Source organism: Mangrovitalea sediminis, from assembly GCF_002514725.1.
GTDB classification, from domain to species: Bacteria; Pseudomonadota; Gammaproteobacteria; order Pseudomonadales; family Oleiphilaceae; genus Mangrovitalea; species Mangrovitalea sediminis.
Genome location: NZ_NTLB01000001.1, coordinates 634,118 through 651,242, shown reverse-complemented (window position 1 = coordinate 651,242; position 17,125 = coordinate 634,118). Strand labels below are relative to the sequence as shown.

Annotated in this window: 17 protein-coding genes; 7 read left to right on the top strand and 10 right to left on the bottom strand. The window is 58.3% G+C overall.

Going from position 1 to position 17,125, the window contains the following annotated elements:
* The first annotated feature begins 243 nt into the window (after positions 1-243).
* Complete coding sequence (locus tag CLR77_RS03125) at positions 244-1,527, top strand: acetate kinase (protein WP_097459111.1); 1,284 nt, start codon at positions 244-246, stop codon at positions 1,525-1,527.
* A 14-nt stretch (positions 1,528-1,541) separates the two neighbouring features.
* Here the strand turns inward: CLR77_RS03125 and CLR77_RS03120 are convergent, their stop codons facing one another.
* The 5 genes from CLR77_RS03120 to CLR77_RS03100 all read right to left on the bottom strand — a co-directional run bounded on the left by CLR77_RS03120 (position 1,542) and on the right by CLR77_RS03100 (position 6,112).
* Positions 1,542-2,066, bottom strand: coding sequence for a hypothetical protein (locus CLR77_RS03120; protein WP_097459110.1), 525 nt, complete (start codon positions 2,064-2,066; stop codon positions 1,542-1,544).
* Positions 2,067-2,096: 30 nt separating this feature from the next.
* Positions 2,097-2,798 (bottom strand): C39 family peptidase, encoded by a 702-nt coding sequence (locus CLR77_RS03115; protein WP_198962646.1) that lies wholly within the window; start codon positions 2,796-2,798, stop codon positions 2,097-2,099.
* 32 nt (positions 2,799-2,830) lie between these two features.
* The gene (locus CLR77_RS03110; protein WP_097459109.1) at positions 2,831-3,184 is read right to left on the bottom strand and encodes a hypothetical protein; all 354 of its coding nucleotides are present in this window, start codon (positions 3,182-3,184) and stop codon (positions 2,831-2,833) included.
* 71 nt (positions 3,185-3,255) lie between these two features.
* Positions 3,256-4,467, bottom strand: coding sequence for a hypothetical protein (locus CLR77_RS20085; protein ID WP_097459108.1), 1,212 nt, complete (start codon positions 4,465-4,467; stop codon positions 3,256-3,258).
* Between the two features lie 319 nt (positions 4,468-4,786).
* The gene (locus tag CLR77_RS03100; RefSeq protein WP_198962645.1) at positions 4,787-6,112 is read right to left on the bottom strand and encodes a sigma-54 dependent transcriptional regulator; all 1,326 of its coding nucleotides are present in this window, start codon (positions 6,110-6,112) and stop codon (positions 4,787-4,789) included.
* Between the two features lie 639 nt (positions 6,113-6,751).
* On the opposite strand from CLR77_RS03100, the gene CLR77_RS03095 reads away from it, so the two are divergent.
* Positions 6,752-7,222 (top strand): DUF6942 family protein, encoded by a 471-nt coding sequence (locus CLR77_RS03095; RefSeq protein WP_097459107.1) that lies wholly within the window; start codon positions 6,752-6,754, stop codon positions 7,220-7,222.
* 80 nt (positions 7,223-7,302) lie between these two features.
* Complete coding sequence (locus CLR77_RS03090; protein WP_227519781.1) at positions 7,303-8,361, top strand: DUF72 domain-containing protein; 1,059 nt, start codon at positions 7,303-7,305, stop codon at positions 8,359-8,361.
* Positions 8,362-8,367: 6 nt separating this feature from the next.
* On the opposite strand, the gene CLR77_RS03085 is transcribed toward CLR77_RS03090, so the two are convergent.
* Entirely contained in the window at positions 8,368-11,064 is a 2,697-nt protein-coding gene (locus CLR77_RS03085; RefSeq protein WP_158227106.1) for a bifunctional diguanylate cyclase/phosphodiesterase, read from the bottom strand.
* A 277-nt stretch (positions 11,065-11,341) separates the two neighbouring features.
* Positions 11,342-12,064 carry a substrate-binding periplasmic protein gene (locus CLR77_RS03080; protein WP_158227105.1) on the bottom strand — a complete coding sequence of 241 codons (723 nt, stop codon included), beginning with the start codon at positions 12,062-12,064 and terminating at the stop codon, positions 11,342-11,344.
* Between the two features lie 403 nt (positions 12,065-12,467).
* Here CLR77_RS03080 and CLR77_RS03075 point away from each other — a divergent pair, with 403 nt between their 5' ends.
* Complete coding sequence (locus tag CLR77_RS03075) at positions 12,468-12,887, top strand: YybH family protein (RefSeq protein WP_097459104.1); 420 nt, start codon at positions 12,468-12,470, stop codon at positions 12,885-12,887.
* A 153-nt stretch (positions 12,888-13,040) separates the two neighbouring features.
* Positions 13,041-13,463, top strand: coding sequence for a globin (locus CLR77_RS03070; RefSeq protein WP_097459103.1), 423 nt, complete (start codon positions 13,041-13,043; stop codon positions 13,461-13,463).
* 78 nt (positions 13,464-13,541) lie between these two features.
* Here the strand turns inward: CLR77_RS03070 and CLR77_RS03065 are convergent, their stop codons facing one another.
* Both CLR77_RS03065 and CLR77_RS03060 read right to left on the bottom strand, forming a co-directional pair.
* Entirely contained in the window at positions 13,542-14,210 is a 669-nt protein-coding gene (locus tag CLR77_RS03065) for an NAD(P)H-dependent oxidoreductase (RefSeq protein ID WP_097459102.1), read from the bottom strand.
* Between the two features lie 22 nt (positions 14,211-14,232).
* Positions 14,233-15,081 (bottom strand): SDR family oxidoreductase, encoded by an 849-nt coding sequence (locus CLR77_RS03060; RefSeq protein ID WP_097459101.1) that lies wholly within the window; start codon positions 15,079-15,081, stop codon positions 14,233-14,235.
* 140 nt (positions 15,082-15,221) lie between these two features.
* On the opposite strand from CLR77_RS03060, the gene CLR77_RS03055 reads away from it, so the two are divergent.
* Both CLR77_RS03055 and CLR77_RS03050 read left to right on the top strand, forming a co-directional pair.
* Positions 15,222-16,163 (top strand): LysR family transcriptional regulator, encoded by a 942-nt coding sequence (locus tag CLR77_RS03055; protein ID WP_198962644.1) that lies wholly within the window; start codon positions 15,222-15,224, stop codon positions 16,161-16,163.
* A 181-nt stretch (positions 16,164-16,344) separates the two neighbouring features.
* A complete protein-coding gene (locus CLR77_RS03050) occupies positions 16,345-16,554 on the top strand; it encodes a dodecin (protein WP_097459099.1) in 210 nt (69 codons plus the stop codon).
* 102 nt (positions 16,555-16,656) lie between these two features.
* Here the strand turns inward: CLR77_RS03050 and CLR77_RS03045 are convergent, their stop codons facing one another.
* Complete coding sequence (locus tag CLR77_RS03045) at positions 16,657-17,064, bottom strand: DUF1398 domain-containing protein (protein WP_097459098.1); 408 nt, start codon at positions 17,062-17,064, stop codon at positions 16,657-16,659.
* Positions 17,065-17,125: the final 61 nt, after the last annotated feature.

Genomic DNA, 17,125 nt, shown 5'->3' with positions numbered 1-17,125 from the left:
GACATCCTCCCATATTGTCGCTGTCCGGCATTGTCCGTGTGTGCTCCTCCAATTGAGCGCCCGATAGCGATTTCATCGGCCGGTGTTTTCCCCTTGATCCGTATCAATGTCTTGGTACCCTCCGCCGGCTTATGGTGAAGGCCATAATGGATCTCTGTTCGCAACGTAACAGGGGTGTGTTCCATGACTTTTAAAGGTGGTTTTTTGAGGTGAATCTTCTCCTGATGACAGGGAGGTTCGGATATGGTCGGCTCAAGGGTCATTGTGGCCAGTCTGGTACTGGGGGTGACAGGTCTTAACGGTGTTTCGGCCGCCGAAAAATACTCTTCGTCCCAGCTCGATCAAATTCAGCGTCAGTTGATTCGTCAACAGGAAGCGCTGCGCAAAACTCAGGACCAGTTGGAACGGCAGTCTCGGGCGTTGGACGATACCCGGAAAGCGCTTGAGCGCCTTAGGGGGAAAAGCAGCACAGCTGCATCATCCGAGCAGAAAGCCGAACCGAAATCCTCGAAGGGTTCTGTGGCGGCATCGCCTGCCACCGGAACATCCCCGTCACCTGTTGGTCGCCCACCTCAACCCACATCAGAAAGTCAGCCTGCCGTTGTGGAGGCTATCAGCGATCGTCTGGGGGTGTTGACCCCGCGTGGGAAGTGGGTGCTGGAGCCCTCGTTGGAATACTCCTACGCAACCTCCAACCGTGTAACGTTGGTGGGTTACACCATTATTCCCGCGATCACCGTCGGGGTGATTGACGTGAGAGAGGTGAACAGCGCTACGACGGTGGCCGCCATCACCTCCCGTTACGGTATTACGAATCACCTTGAAGCCGAGATAAAGATTCCCTACGTCTATCGTGATGATCAATCGGTTACCCGACCGCTCAATCAGGGAACCAACGTTGATACGGTGTATAACGCCAACGGAGATGGGATCGGCGATGTTGAGCTTGCCTTCCGTTACCAGTTTAACGATGGCGGCCAGGATCGCCCGTATTATGTGGGCACCATGCGTTTCAAAAGCCGCACAGGGAAAGGTCCGTTCGAGGTCGAGTACCAACAGGGGTCGACTTCCGGCACGGGCTTTATTCAGTCCGAACTGCCTACAGGCTCCGGGTTTTATGGTGTGCAACCTGGGTTGGGTATCATTTTCCCGAGTGATCCGGCGGTGTTCTTCGGCGGCGTAAATTATCTGTGGAATATTAAACGGGACGTGAACCGGGATATCGGCGGCCAGCACATCGGGACGGTGGAGCCGGGCGATGTGCTGGGTTTCAACCTGGGGATGGGGCTCGGGCTGAACGAGCGCTCCTCTTTTGGCATCGGTTACGAACACAGCGTCGTCGGTAAAACCCGGATAGATGGTCAAACCAGCCCCGATGCGGTGACCACGCAACTGGGTACGTTGCTCCTCAACTGGGGATACCGCTACGGTTTGACGAATTCAATCAACCTGACGCTTGGTGCCGGACTCACGCGGGATACGCCTGACGTCCAGATTACGCTGCGGACGCCTTTCACATTCTTTTGAGCCTGTTGCCGGGGTCAGTTCCGAGAGCGGGAGAGTGCATCGTTGAGGGCGTTCGACAATGCCAGGCCAGACAGGAAACCGCGTGAAGCGACGGTGGCGTCGATGATGGTTGCGTTGGCAATGGTTTGATTGTCCAGCGTGTTTTGCAGCACCGTCAGGGATCCATGCGCCAGGTCATTTAAGGCGGGTGAGAAGGTATTACCCGGCCCATTCTGGATAATCTGTGGCGAAGCCTGTAATGACGTTAACCCACTGAGGTCGGCGCCCGCGGGACCATTCAGGTGGGTTTCGGCCACCAGCTGGCCGTTGACGTAGGTCACCTGTTGAATGGCAAATGATACTTCCAGACCCTGAGAAGCGCTTCCAAAAATGAAGCCTCCCCTTAGCTCGGCAAGGCGACTGATACTGACCGGAACGCCAAGCGCATACAGTGCGTGCTTATCGGCCGCCTGTACCGCAGACGGCATAACAACAGCGGTGATGAACAGCAGGCCGAGACATTTTGCAGATAAACCGGCAATCCGTGACAGTTGTTTCATGGCGTCCGCTCTCCCAGCGTCTGCTCGTTCTCAAAAATCGCCTGGTCGCGATAACAGTAATGTTGCGTTGAGCATATTGTTGTTGGCGACGGCCTGGGACAGCGGCGCTTCAGGGCGTATGCGCCAGTCGGCAACATTGTTGAATATCGCCTGATCGCCGTGATTGGTGACGGCCAAAAGAATCCTGACATGCCAGGACGCCTCAAAAGCCGCTCGGGTCATGATGCGGGTTCCCCGCGCCGGATCGCCGAGCACAACGTCCTGGCTGTCCAGTCCTTTGATGACAACGAAATGGGCGTATCCGTTTTCGGTTATCAGGGCAATTGCCGGTAATCCGGCGGTTATCAGGCGTTCCAGTGGGACTTCATAGCCGTTCGCGGTATAGCCGCGAGACTCGAGATAGGTTTTCATGTCCCACATGGAAAAACCTTCACGACGAATAGCTTCCTGATTCCCGAGTTTCCACATTGCCTGGAAAACCTGGGATTCGGAGACCGGGTCGTGAAACTGGTAGGTCAATAAGGTCGCGACGGCGGCGGAGCCGCAGCTGTAGTCATATTGCTGGTGTATCGTGGTTTTGAAGCGTAGCTCCTGCAGACTGGTGACAGGCGCGCGGAACTGTCCGAAGCCGGGCGCAACCAGATTAACGTCTCCAGCCGGACTGGGTGTGCTGTAAAGCGCTGTCACCACCATCAGTAAGGGTGCATAGCGTTTTAGCGTCTTCGGTCCCATGTTACTTCTCCGCTCGCACCAGCGTTCCTCATTCATTGCAGCTTTACGTTGAGTATCGTTGCGTTCTGAATGATGACGTTGTTGCCGGAATTCTGGACGACGGTTGCATAGCCGGACATGCCGGAAAATGCGCTGGTCGAGATGGTATTTGTCCCTGTAACGTTGGCGATGGCCTGATTTTCGTAAAGCTTGGCGTTCAATTCGTTGGTGTTGAACGTCGTTTCATGGCCGCCTCGCTTGTCCGCCAGTAAGGTGTCCGGAACCGCTTTCCCCAAGAGCGCCTGGCCAGCATCATGCTGATGGGGCGGTGGTGCGGCCCACAGCTGTGATGGCAGCAGCACCAGCGTGCTGAGCGTCAGCACCTTCAGCAGTCCTGTTGCAGTCATGGTCTGACCCTCGTTCTGTCCGATGGATTAACCGGGGGCGCGAAATTCGCACCCCCGGCATTCTGAGGGCGTTATTGCAGTGACAGGTTCGCCTGCACGGTCACGCCTTGCTGGATCAGCGAGTTGGCCCCGGTGTTCTGGCTGAGCGTTGTGATGCCAGCCGAGTTCGAGAGGCTGCCGCCACTGATCGAGTTGGACATATCGAAGGTACCGGCTGCGCCACCGACGGCATCGCCACCGTGTCCGCCACTGCCGCCGTTACCGGTTGTGGCTGTGGCCAGGGCTTGACCGCTGGTTGCTGCACCACCCATTGCACCGGCGCCACCGCCACCGGCATTGCCGTTGGCCGTCGAGGTACCGGTGGTATTGGTGCCGCCGGCACCGCCCGAGCCGGTTGCCTGAGCGTTGCCGCTTGTAGCCACGCCGCCGTTACCGCCGGCTCCGCCACTACCGGAAGCCGTGGACTGTCCGCTGGTCGCCGTGCCGCCGGCCCCGCCAGTACCGCCCGCACCTGCCGTACCGGTACCGCTACCTGCGCCGCCAGCACCACCGGCCCCGCCAGTGCCGCCAGCGCCACCACTGCCAGCTGGAACACCGCCCGCACCACCGTTGGCAGAGCCGCCGACGGAATCGCCGCCGGTACCGCCAGCCGTAGCACCGCCACCGCCTCCGCCTGCACCCGCCGGTCCAACGCTGAGACCACCGGAGCTGCTGAAGCCGCTGCCGTGGCCGCCGAAGCCTCCATGGCCACCGTCGGCGTGACCGCTGGAGGCGCTGCCGTTGCCGGCGCCGCCGTTGGAGCCCGTGCTGCTTCCGCTGTAAGAAGTGGCGTAGCCGTCGCCGCCGGTCCCTCCGTCGCCTCCGCTGCCCGCATGTGCCGCGCCGCTTAAGGCGCTGGCGCCCGCATGTCCGCTATTGCCTCCAAAGCCGCCGTTGCCGCCATAGCCCGCAGAACCGCCCTGGTTACCAATACCGGATACGCTGCCGCCGGTCACACTGCCGCTAAGCGAGGTCGACGCTGAGACCTTTTTCATGGTGAAGGTCATGGTCGAGGTGTGGGTCTGGTTGCTCGTGTTCGTCGAGCTATCGTTGTGGCTATCTTGATAGGCCGTAGAGTTCTCGTTCGCCAGAGCCCCTGCGCCCGTTTGCGTTGAGGTTGCGGTCGCTGTCTGTTTCAGTGCTGATTTGGTCTGGCCGCTGTTGTTGTTGGTGGGGTTGGCCATCGCCTGGCCTGCAAGGCCCAAGCTGGCCGCAATTACTGTAACAAGAAGTGTCCGTTTCATGGTTGTCCCCCAAGGATTAGGCGTCGTGGGAAGCGGCCCAATGCCACTTCCGTATCCACCCCTTTAGCGAGGTTCATGCCAGTCGTGCGAAAGTTGCTGATTGATTTTTAGTTGACTGATTCTTATAGGCTTTTTTTGATGACGTGTGCGGGAAATGGAAATGCAGGTAACCGATACATGTTTCAGTTTTGATACAGAGATTTTCTGGGTTCGGTCGGTTATTTTGGGGATTATGGCAAAAATGTCGAAAACTCAACTAAATGCGTGTGGTTGGTGCAACGGATGGACATGTTCCATTTATGAAACAATCAGGGCCGAGTCATTCCCGGAGGTTGTGTTTATCCAGCAGGCGGTAAAGCGTGAGCCGGCTGACGCCAAGCGATTTGGCGGTTATCGAGATGTTATTGTTGTTTTGACGCAGGCAGGTTTTGATGACATCTTTTTCGGCACTGTCCCGGGCTTCGTGCAGTGACTGCGTTTGACGGACGGTGTGGTGATCGAGGCCCAGTTCGATTGGGGTTATCAGGCGTCGTTCACACATCACCATCGCCCGTCGGACGCGATTGACCAGTTCCCTGACATTTCCCGGCCAGCCGTGTTGGCGCATGATGCTGGTGGCCTGATGACTGAAACCCTTGACGGACAGGTTTCGTTCGTTGGAGAAGCGGTCAAAATAGTATTGTGCCAGCGGCTCTATATCCTCGATGCGATCGCGCAGCGGCGGCATCGTCAGATTGAGGACGTTGAGTCGATAGTAAAGGTCCTCCCGAAAACGCCCTTCGGCGACTGCTTTTTCGAGGTTGACGTGGGTGGCAGCAACGACTCGGACATCCACCTGAATCGATTCATGTCCTCCAATGCGCTCGATAGTTTGCTCTTCCAGAAATCGGAGCAGATTGGCCTGTAAGTCCAGGGGAAGGTCGCCGATTTCGTCCAGGAACAGGGTTCCCTCATTGGCGGCTTCGATGCGACCAATTTTGCGACGGTTGGCGCCGGTAAAGGCGCCGCGCTCATAGCCGAACAACTCCGATTGGATCAGGCTCGATGGCAGCGCGCCGCAATTAATGGTGACGAATACTTGCTGACGCCGCGCAGACTGGTGGTGTACTGCGCGAGCCGCAAGCTCCTTACCGGTTCCACTTTCCCCACGAATGAGAACGGGTGCGTTGGCCGTGGCCATCTTTTCGATATGACGTAGGGTTTTCTGGATAACGGGGCTGTCACCCACGATCTGGTAGTCGCTATTGCATTGTTCTGGGGGAACTATCGGATCCTTAAGTCGGGCCATGCCAAATGCATGACCCAGTTGGGCATTTAGCAGCGGGTAATTGACGGGCAGCGTATGAAAATCGAAAAATCCCCGCCCAATCAAGTGGCGATAGTCGGAGCGCAGCAACCCTTCCTGAGGGAGGGCCGCGACCCAGGCTGTTCGCGGCGAGGCCAATATCAACTCTTCGTAGGCTGCCGGTGTTGATGTCCCTCCATTCAGCACTAGAAGGCCGACGCGAAAATTGCTATCCGATGCAACCTCGCAGGCTTCCTTGATACTTGAGGCCGAATAGATGCTCCACGTGTTAGCCAATACGGCAGGGTCGATTGGACCCGCTACCACCTCTGAAAGATAAAGTAAGTTGCGCTTTCCCACGGTCCACCTCCTCCTTGAAGGAATGACTCCAAGGAGTTCCTTTTCCCTTCATGGCACACTATCGTGCGAGCGACCGACTCAAGCCGCTGAAACGTCCTTTTGAGCTGTCAATGCCGATGGATGTCAGGCGTCTCTGCTTTGGTCATTCGGGCAAATCTCCTTATAAGCGCTTAGCGCGGCAATTCAGACATCAGGCTCATTCCTCGCAGCGAAGTGCGCCTCGGTGCATACCGCCCGCCGAAAAGCACAGCCTTGGGCGTTTGATGTCACGCAGAGACATGCCATGCCTGGCGATAGGGAGGGCGATCTGTTTGTGCAAGGTAAAGACCTTGTTATGACTGCTGGGCGTGTCCATCTTCAGTGTTCTGTGCCTGGGCGCGCAGCGCAGCGCCGTTCGTATAGAGACAGAAATAGGGGACTAAAGCCAACAGCAGTCCAAGGGCTACCACCTCTAAGGAAATGTTCCTGGCGGGGCCACCTCAAGCTTGGTTATAACCATACGTAATCCCAGCGGCTATGCAGATGACTTGGGTCAAGATAGAGTGATGTCAGCAATGGGCGCAGCATCGCTTCAGGGCGGTTCTGGCCACTTTGTATGGCTCCCGCGTACTTCATAGATTGAGTTTGAGTAACCACGCTATGCTCCCCCCTGACTCCCTGGGCCCGTCCCATCCGAAACTGGTGCTTTACCTCCCTCATCGCCCGAATGGCCTTGAGCAGTTCCGGGATCGCCCCAGTGCCCAGGCTTTGGTCGCCGCCAACTCCAACCACTGGCGCAAGATCGTGACGCTGTTGGCCAAAATTACCTGCCCGGTCGCGAACGACTGGCGCACCTTCAAAGACGACGCACTCTTCCAGCACACGGCGTTATGCTTCGCCCCGCAGATAGGGGACCTGCCTGTGTGGCATTGGATTGGCGGCAAGGACAACCTGCAACGCTTCGAGTTCCTGCAGCACCAGGCACAGCCCCTTGCCGATGCCCCTGAGGTGCTGGTGGATACCAGCAAACGTTTGCTGCTGACGCCTTACCCGGATTATCGGCAGCTCAGCAATCGCCTTGTCGGCCTGATTCGCACAGCCCTGGGTGCCGAGGGATTCTATGATCACTGAGGCCGGGTTATGCCTGCTGACGTACGTAATCGATAACGGCGCGTAACGTCCCCCCAACGCTAGTGGCTGACGCCCCGAAGATGACGCCGATCGCCTGTGGTCGGAATCACTACAATCTGGATGATCGCAATGACGATACCCTGATCGACGAACTGGCGGGGAGGGCATGCGCTGGCGCATTCATCCAAAAAGCAGCCCAATGGTCGGTTGAATCCATGAAAGAAAGGGTAGAATGGCGATTGGACGGTCGCCGGACCGACATCCTTACCTCTGCTCACAACCATCGCTGGATAATGGCACAACCCTACTTCCTCGGCTGTCCACAGTGGCAACACCCTGACTGGAACGCACGGCTCCCAGCCGGTCGAAGTCCGCTGGAGCGATACAGCAAGGTGCTGAACTGTGTCGAGGGCAACACCACCTTTTACGCGACCCCCAGCCGTGAGCAATGCCAACAATGGCGCCAGCAGGTGCCCGACGACTTCCGCTTCCTGTTCAAGTTTCCCCGCCGGATCACGCACGATCTTCTATTGACCAGCGTCGATAAGCAGGTACTGGATTTCCTGGAAATCCTTTCCCCGCTGTCGGATGTACTTGGCCCTTTTCTCGTGCAGCTTCCGGCGGCTTTTGGTCCTACCAGCCTTGATCACCTGTGGCGACTGATCGATACCCTGCCTGCGCCGCTGACCTGTACCGTCGAAGTGCGTCATCCGGCCTTTTTCAGCAAAGGTGAAGAGGAAAGAGTCCTCAATCGCGGCCTACGTGAAAGGAACGTTGCCCGGGTCTGCTTCGACAGCCGGGCCCTTTTCGCGGCAGCGCCGGAGGATGCGGCGACCATTGATGCCCAGCGAAAGAAGCCCCGGGTTCCGGTTCACCTGCTACCGGTTGAGGCCGCTCCTGTCATCCGCTATATCGGTCATCCCGACCTGGAAGCCAATCGTGCTTTTCTGGCGCCCTGGGTGGAGCGGGTGGGTCGCTGGATCGAGGCGGGGGCACACCCCTTTGTTTTCATGCACATGCCGGATAACGGAGATGCGCTGTCGCTGGCGACGTTATGGCATGGATTGCTGAGTGAAAGGGTGGCGGGCGTGGAAGCCCTGTGCCTCGACGAAGAGCGACCGCAGATGGGGCTGTTCTAGCCCCTTTCAGACCTGTCCCTGGAGGTCGGATGCCCCCGCAGTTCTTACAGGAACTCCGTTCTGGGCATAGGCAATGAAATCCTCCAGCGGCATCGGACGGGCGAACAGGAACCCCTGGCCGTAGTTGCAGCCGTTGATCCGTAGCAGGTTGAGTTGCTCCTCGGTTTCGATACCCTCTGCGACCACCTTCAGGTGTAACCGGTGGGCCATGGCGACGATGGCGTCTGCGAGGGCGCGGTCCCAATGCATCTCCGACAGGTGAGTGATGAAATCACGGTCGATCTTGAGTGTCGATACTGGAAAACGTTTCAGGTAGCTGAGAGACGAATAGCCGGTGCCGAAATCGTCAATGGCAATGTTGAAGCCACGCTGACGGAGGTCTTCGAGGGTTTGAGCGGCCTGGCGGCTGTCCTCCATCAGGACGCTTTCGGTGATCTCCAACTGCAGGGTTTTCGGTGTCACGCCTTCTTCGCGGGCGATCTGTTCCAGCTTCAGGGCGAGGTCGGGCAACTGGAACTGGCGTGCGGACAGGTTTATCGACATGGTCAGGGGGCGGCTGCACTGACGCTGGAATTCCGCAAGGGCCTGGCAGGCATCCCGGAAGACCCAGTAGCCGAGCTCGCAAATACGGCCGGAACTTTCTGCCACCGGAATGAACTGGGCCGGCGACAAAGGACCGAGCAGCGAGCTGTTCCATCGCAACAGGGCTTCGGCGCCAGTAACGCTATGGTTTTCCAGGTCGATAATGGGTTGGAACAGGGTATGGAATTCGCCGTTTTCCAGGCCTTGGGGAATGGCGTTCTCGATGGCCAGATTGTCTGCCAACTCCCGTTCCACCGCGAGATCGAAAAAACAGAACTGGCTGCGGCCTAGACCTTTGGCGCGGTACAGGGCCATATCTGCCCGTTTTAGGAGGTCGCTGGTTGCGGTGCCATTGATGCCGGACAGGGCGATACCGATGCTGCCGCTGACCGATACGGATTCTCCCTCCAGTGGGACTGGCTGGCTGATGGCCTCCAGCAGGCGTTGCGCCAATTCGCGGCAGTCGGCCGTGGCGGTGCTGGGGGTCCGGCAGGTGGTGAGGACGGTGAATTCGTCTCCCCCCTGGCGGGCCGCGAGGTCATTGGGTCCCAAACTCTGGCGAATGCGCTGGGCGACCTCAACGATCAACTGGTCCCCGGCGTCGTGGCCCAAGGTATCGTTGACGCGCTTGAACTGGTCCAGGTCCACAAACATGAGCGCAACGACATAGCCCTGGTCGAGGGCCTCCTGCTGGCGGGTTTCCAGCAGACGCCGGAACAGGTAACGATTGAGCAGCCCGGTCAGGGTGTCGTTGTAAGCAAGGAGTTCGAGCTGCTCGGCATTGGCTTTCTGCTCGAAGGTAATGGCGGCCAGATGAGCGCCGGTCCTGAGCATGTCCTGGCAATCGTTGGTGAGCGGGTCTGCCTGGGTTCTGAAGACGAGGATGCCGCCCAGGATTTCGCCGCCGGACGATTGGACCGGTTCCAGATGCAACCGGGTATATGCCGAAACGTCGGTTTGTGCCAACGCCTCCCACTCCAATGGCACCTCGTCTGCCAGATTCAGCTCGATAGGTTGTCCGTTGAGCAAGGCCTCCCGTATCGGCGTGCCCAGTGACGGCGCTTCCAGAAGCTTGGTGTTGGTATCGGTTAACGTCCGAACGGGTGTCGTGACCGGTCCCTGTTGGTGTCTCCATATGACGCAGTGGGTGCCGGGCAGCAGGTCTGTGATCGATGCCACCAGTTCTCCCAGTACATCGTTCAGCGGCTCACCCAGGGCCAGTTTTTCCAGCAGCCGGTTCTTGCTCTCCAGCAGCCGGTGTTGCCGCTCATTTCGCACCAGCGAAAGGTTAAGGTGGTTTACCACGCCAACCAGGCGCCGGAAAACGATATATCCGAACCCCAGCGCCAAGAGCAGCAGCGGCAGCAGCATCAATCCCAGTATGGTCACACGGTGGCCAATCTCGGGCGGATGCCAACTGAGCCAACCGGCATTGCCGGTGTAATCGTTGCGGATAGGAAGGCTGACCAGCGATGAATCCGTCGGCTCCTGTATCGAGAACTGCAGGCCTTCGACACCGAAGCGTGTGGCCAGGTCGTTCATCGTCTTGCCGGTCAACTGGTGGCCGAAGACCATCGCGCCCCGCGGCGCACTCTGAAATCGCGCGCGTGGCATATCCACCGGCGAGAAACCGGAAACGGCATATAGCCAGAGTTTGCCGCCTTGCGTGATCACCGCAGCGGCGTGGGCCTGTGGTTTATCGATGGGCGTGGTGCGAGCCTGCTGGATCAACGGCGCAATGCTTTGCAGTACCTTGGTGATGGTCGCACCGGACTTGTCGTTACCGACGTAGCCATAAATCGGCTTTCCACGACCGTCGAGGATAATCACACTGTCGACGTCAAGGCTGACCATGGTGGGTAAGGCGAAATTATGGTCGATCCATTCCAGGTCGGGTTTGAGCATCATCTTGTCGATGCCTTCATCCCACCAGGCGTTGTCCACGGCCAGTGATTCCAGCTTGGTGCGAACGGCGTGCAGGGCGCCCTGCACAACATGGGTGGACTGTTCCCGAGCTTCCTGGCGAACGGCCCCAACCGCCAACACAAAGGTCAGGACCAGCACGATCACGGTCAAGGCCGCACCCGCAACGAAAAACCAAACAACGCGTTCCGATTTCACCTGACCTGGACTCTCGGCAGTACGACAATATGAAGTTGTCATTATAGGACAACGGTACACAATGCCGTGAGTCGACTTTGCAAACCGTTGTAATGTTGTTACGCAAAGGCAAATGGTGAGGTGAGGCGGTTCCTCTACCTGGACTCGGTGAGCCCCTGCCGACGAAACAAAGTGGCTTATTGCGGGGGAGTTGGATGGCTCTTCGTCTTGGGGCGCAGTGCGTGGCTGTTCCCTTAAAGTGGTTGAGAATACCCGGCTAAAGCCTGCAAACAACTTTTCAGTGGGTTTCCGGCACCGTTGCGTGCCATTTGCCGTTCTCCGCTACGCGTTGTTGCCAAGCTTGGGTTATTGCACGGTAGCTGCCGTTGGCGATGACCCGGATATTGGCTTTCTCCAGGCGCATAAACAATTCTTTGGAGACGCTGGCCTTGCTGAACGCCATGAAGTCGGGCACCGAGGAGACAACCAGGGGAACCATGGTCAGCGCCGACCATTCCGGGTTGGTGGCCAACTCGTACCGGGCGTTCTCCTCCATATCCAGTACCGCCGTGACACGCCGGTACGTCAGCATTCGGTACTGTTTGGCCTCGGTGAGCGGAACTAGCTTTGCGTTGAAAGTTTTGTTGCGTTTAATGGCTCCCATCAGTGGCGGACCGAAAAGGTCTCCCGTTTCGTAGGCGATCTTACCCGGCAGGTTCAGCACATCCTGAAAGTTCTTGGGGTGATTGGCGTCGTCCTTGCGCATGACCAGCACGGTATCCTCGTTGTGCCCGTACCATAGAAACCAGTAGTCCCGGGCTCGTTCGGGGGTGAAGTTAACGTTGATCATGCCGTCTATACGACCACTCGCGAGATCGACGAGGCTTCGTTTCCAGGGCATTGACACAAAATCCGCCACACACCCGGCCTCGTGTAGCAGCGCTTTCATTCGGTCCACTCCGAGCCCAACCCACTGGCCATTTTTTTCCATGTATTGCGGTGGCACCTGGTTGACACGCATGCGCAGCCTGCAGCCAGCGTAGGCTTGGCCGGATGTGAGTATGAGAACACTGATGACGAGGACTGATGGCAAAATTCGCATAAAGAACCTTTTCTCATCTGTCTTTACAAGACTAGTACGAAATGGATGACGAGACGGTTTGACTCAGGGTGGCTTTGACAATGATCCGGAATATTTCGTGCTACCCGGATATCGGGCATCGCCGACGCTTACCCCTTCGGCCCTGTATTCCGCACGCCTGAGACGACTCGGGATAGCTCAGAATTGAGCATTATCCACACGAATCCAATCGGTATAAGCTGGTAGCTGCAGGTGGGAGTGCCCGGGTGGTGAGGTAAGCCTTTAACGGGTCGGTTGTCGCTGCGATAGGTCTTAACATTTCGCCACCGAAGGAGATCACCTCATGTCCACTGAAGATGAAGTCCGCAATGCATCCCAGCAGTTCTATGGCGCGCTGAATCACATGCTCAACGGCGATCCTCAGGCGCTCTCCGAAATCTGGTCACATGAGCCGGATGTCACCGCGATGCATCCCATCGGTGGTCGACGGCTAGGTTGGAACGAGGTCTGGAAATCCTGGGAACAGGTTGCCCATGCGTCTTCTGACGGCAAGGTAAAACTCAAGGACCAGTTCATACACGCTGTTGGAGACATGGCCTATGAGGTTGGCGTCGAGCAGGTCGCATTCAAGCTGGGCGGCCAGGCCATCACCGGTGAGGTTCGTGTCACCAACGTCTATCAACGCGAGGCCGGCCATTGGAAGATAAGGCATCACCATACCGATATTCAGCAGAACATGGTCGAAGTACTCCGACGCATGTAGTGGTCGACTGCAGCGTTGGACTGCCCCGGGGCAAGGTGTCGGCAATGGCTTGTTCCAGATCAGCTCATGCGGTGAGGTGGGCATGCTAAGTTTAGGAGGATGAGCCGCGACACGCTCGGGAGCATTCCCTGAAAAGACTGATCGGTGTCCGTCATGTCCTACGAGCGGTTATTTGACGAGAGCTTTGCCCGGGTCAATGCAATGACGCTGGAGGGCACGGACTTCTTCGAAGCCTTCTATCAGCGCTTTCTGCTTGTCTCGCCCGCTGTTCGCGAAAAATTCAAATCCACGAATATGGCCCGCCAACGCAGGATGCTGAAAAAGTCTTTCTACAGCCTGGTCGCGTTCTATGCCAGCGGATCGGCGGACAGTGTGCTGGAGAGGATTGCCGAATCCCATTGCGCCGGGCGACTGGATATACCCCCTGAACTTTATGATCTCTGGCTGGAATGCCTGATCGAAACCGCCGCCGAGTTCGACGGCGGTTTCGATGACGAGGTCGAATTGGCCTGGCGGCTGGTATTGAATCCGGGGATCGTCTACATGAAATTCAAATACGCCCACTCGGGGGCCTGATCGATGTGATCGATGCGATCGATTTCAAATCGATCCCCCCCTTTTGTTGACGCGCGACTTCAGCGCCAGACACCCGGTTCAATAACGTCCCACTTCAATACCGGCCTCAGACTCGATCGCCCGCAGCCGACGCTCCCAGTCGGCTAAAGCCTGAGTGCGCTGGGCATCGTCCATATGTGCCGGGCCGAAGACCTGTTGGCTGGCGAGCACGTCGAAACCCAGGAACTGCAGCATGCCCCGTTGGATCGGTCGGAGAATGGCGTCAATGTCGCCGTTGAAACCGTCCTTCTGGTAAGCGGGTGCTGGACCGCCGGTGGTGAAACTGAGCAGGGCCTGTCGGCCGCGGAAACGGCCGGTGTCGTAGATATGCCCTCCGCCGTAAGTGCGGCCCATGGCGAATACCCGGTCCACCCAGCCCTTGAGTATCGCCGGCAGGCCGAACCACCACAGGGGGAACTGCCAGATCATCAGGTCTGCCGCTTCCAGTTTTCGCAGCTCTGCTTCGATGTCGGGTGCAAAGCCGTCCTGTTCCGTCGCGAGCATTTCTTCCGCCTGGGGCTTCAGGTAGTCCGGATTGGCTACCGTTGTGAAGTTGGCGCGGCTGGAAACGGGGTTCCATTGCAAGGCATAGAGGTCGCTCAGAGTCACACTGTGGCCAGCATCCCGCAGCGTTTCCAGGGCGGTACGGGTCATGGCGCCGTTGAAACTGCGGGGTTCGGGGTGAGCGTGCACGATCAGAATGTTCATAGGGTGGCTCCTATCCCTGCGGTTAGTGCCAGGTTTCGGCGTAGTCGCCGGCGAACCCGTCGAACGGACGGGGAGGGCGGCCGGTAACCGAGGCGACCGTATCCGTGACCTCGGCGGTATGGCCATCCCGGGTTGCCCGGTGCAGGCTTAGCATCCAGTCAACCAGCCAGTCAGGGGCTCCCTGGTCCGTCATGGCCTGGCGCGCGGCCTCGTCATCCACCGGGACATAGGTCATCTCGCGCCCCAACACCGTTCCGATCCGGGCCATAGCCGTGGCGTTGTCGAGGGCTTCGGCGCCCGTCACGGTGAGAATCTCACCAGCGAAACGCTCAGGATTAGCCAGGACTTCGGCGTCCACCGCTGCGATATCCCGGGCGTCGACGAAGGCGGTCTTACCCTCGCCCTGAGGCAGGTACAGGCTACCCCCGCGGATCATGTCACTATAGTAGGTGGCAAAGTTCTGCATAAATGTAGATGGGCGAATCAGGGTCCACGACAGTCCGCTGGCCTGGACCAGTCGGTCGATTTCACCGTTCAGGCGCAGCAGGCTGTAGGGCGATGCGGGGTCGGCGCCGGCCCCGGAAGAACGCACGATATGCCGCACGCCAGCCGCTTTTGCTGCCTCGATAGCGTTGCGGGCCCATTGCAGCTTGTCCGCCGTCAACGGTAGCAGCAGGAACAGCACCTGATGACCGGCGAAGGCGCGCTCCAGGTTGGAGGGATCGCTGTAGTCCAGGGGGCGGCTGGGCAGGCCGGGTAGCGGGCGGCTGTGGGTGCCCCAGGTGATGTTGAGTTCGGATTGTGACAGCGCGTTTTGCAGTGCACTGCCGATGGTGCCGGTGGCACCGGTTACAAAGATGGATGCGCTCATGGTCGGTTATACCTCTGCATTGTCTCGGGTCTGGCTTGAGATCATGGGATTCCAAACCGCTTGATGGGCAGTATGCGCCGACCTTTTAGATAAAATTAGTCCATAATGTGTAAGTTAAGTTTCAACCAATGGTTGTTAATGTGGATATCAATCGCGCCATCGAAGCCTTCGTTCAGACCGTGGAAAGCGGCAATTTTGCCCGGGCCGCCGTGCAGCTGGGCGTGACGGCGGCCGCCGTGAGCAAGCAGATTGCTGCGCTGGAGGCCCATTTGGGCGTGCGTCTTTTCCAGCGAACCACCCGCAGCCTGCAACTGACCGAAAGCGGTGAGCGACTTCTCCGAGAGGTGCGCGAACCATGGACTCGCATGCGTGATGCCCTGGCCCGTTTACGCCAGACCGAGGACGAGCCCGAGGGGACATTGCGGGTCAGTGTGGGCACGGCGTTCGGACTTCAGCATGTCCTGCCTTTGCTACCGGCCTTCCTGGAGCGTTATCCGCGGCTGAAGCTCGACTGGAGTTTTGAGAACCGGCGCGTCAACCTGGTGCAGGAAGGGTTCGATGCTGCCATTGGTGCCGGGCTAGACCCGGACAGCCGTGTGGTCGCCCGTGCGCTTTGCCCGGTGGATGCGGTGATTTGTGGCGCTCCCGGCTATCTGGCAGGCCGGGAAAGACCGCAGACCCCGGCCGACCTGCAGCAGCACGATTGTATTCTGCTGCGTTCCGCCACCACCGGCAGGGCCCGGGACTGGATACTGGAGCGGGCGGATGAGCGTGTGGTGGTGCCGCCTCGGGGCCGCCTGTATTTCACCGAACTGGACGCCATCCGCGAAGCCGTCCGGCAGGGTATGGGGCTGGGGTTGTTGGGCCTGCACCATATGCTCGATGAGCTGGAGGCGGGCGAGATCGAGCCGCTGCTACCTGGCTGGCAGGCGCCGCGCCTGTGGATCAGCGTCTATTTCGCCAGCCGGGAATGGCTCGAACCGAAAGTGCGGGTATTCGTCGACTATCTGGTGGCAGCCTTCGCCGACTCGAACCTCCAACAGCGTATGGCGCAGTGGCGTTGGTCGGAAGGGTCGCCCTAAGACCTTTATCGGCACTGTGTCGTGGGGCCGCGTAGTGGGGCCGCCTTTTTACATCGACGGAGACCATCAGGGTATTAGCGAGTACGATGTAAGGAAGATCGTTGTCGACAACCAGCGCGCACTTTCCGGCTACGCCTTCGGCGATGTCCGGCGTGTGCGAAGCAGAAAAGGGGGAGACAGCATGTCCAAGCATCATGTGTACAAGAAAATCGAGATTGTCGGTTCCTCCGAAAAAAGTATCGAGGATGCCATCGACAATGCCCTGGCCGAGTGTTCGAAGAGCGTCAAATGCATGGATTGGTTTGAAGTCGTCGAAACCCGCGGCCACATCGTCGATGGCAAGGTGGCCCATTATCAGGTGGCGCTGAAAATCGGGTTTCGCATCGAGTAAGCCAGCATCGGCGACAGGGCTTCACCTTGATGGCTGCGATTAAGGGCATGCCTATGCCCATGATTGCGGTTGCCGGTATAGGACCGTTAGAGCAGCTGCCCATTATGGCGCCTGCACGGCGTCCGGAAACCTCTCGATAAAGTAATCATTTGCACGCCCAATATACATCACGCAGCGCCCCGTCAGGCTAACGATATAGCTGACACAGCCCACCGCCGCGATGCGGTCGCAGAATTCGGTGTAACTGATGTCGCCGCGCTGGATCGCTCGAAGAGCCTGCTCGACACCTTCCGCCGAGAAGAGTTCAGCGGCCACAGACGTGCGGTGGCTTGGTACGGTTTCAGTTTCTCCGTCTGGCAAATAATAGGTTTTTCTGCCGGCGATGAGATCCGTGTGGTAGCGCTCGACGCCGACGGCCATTAATGCTTCTACCACCTGCGGAAAGGGCATACGGTTTTCATCGGAAGCTCGCGTCACTTCATGTATTACATCGCGTGTTTGGGTGTTCATGGGATGTCTTCTCCGGCGTTTCAAAACGTTGTCCATGGCTAATCAGTAGGGATTGTTCTCA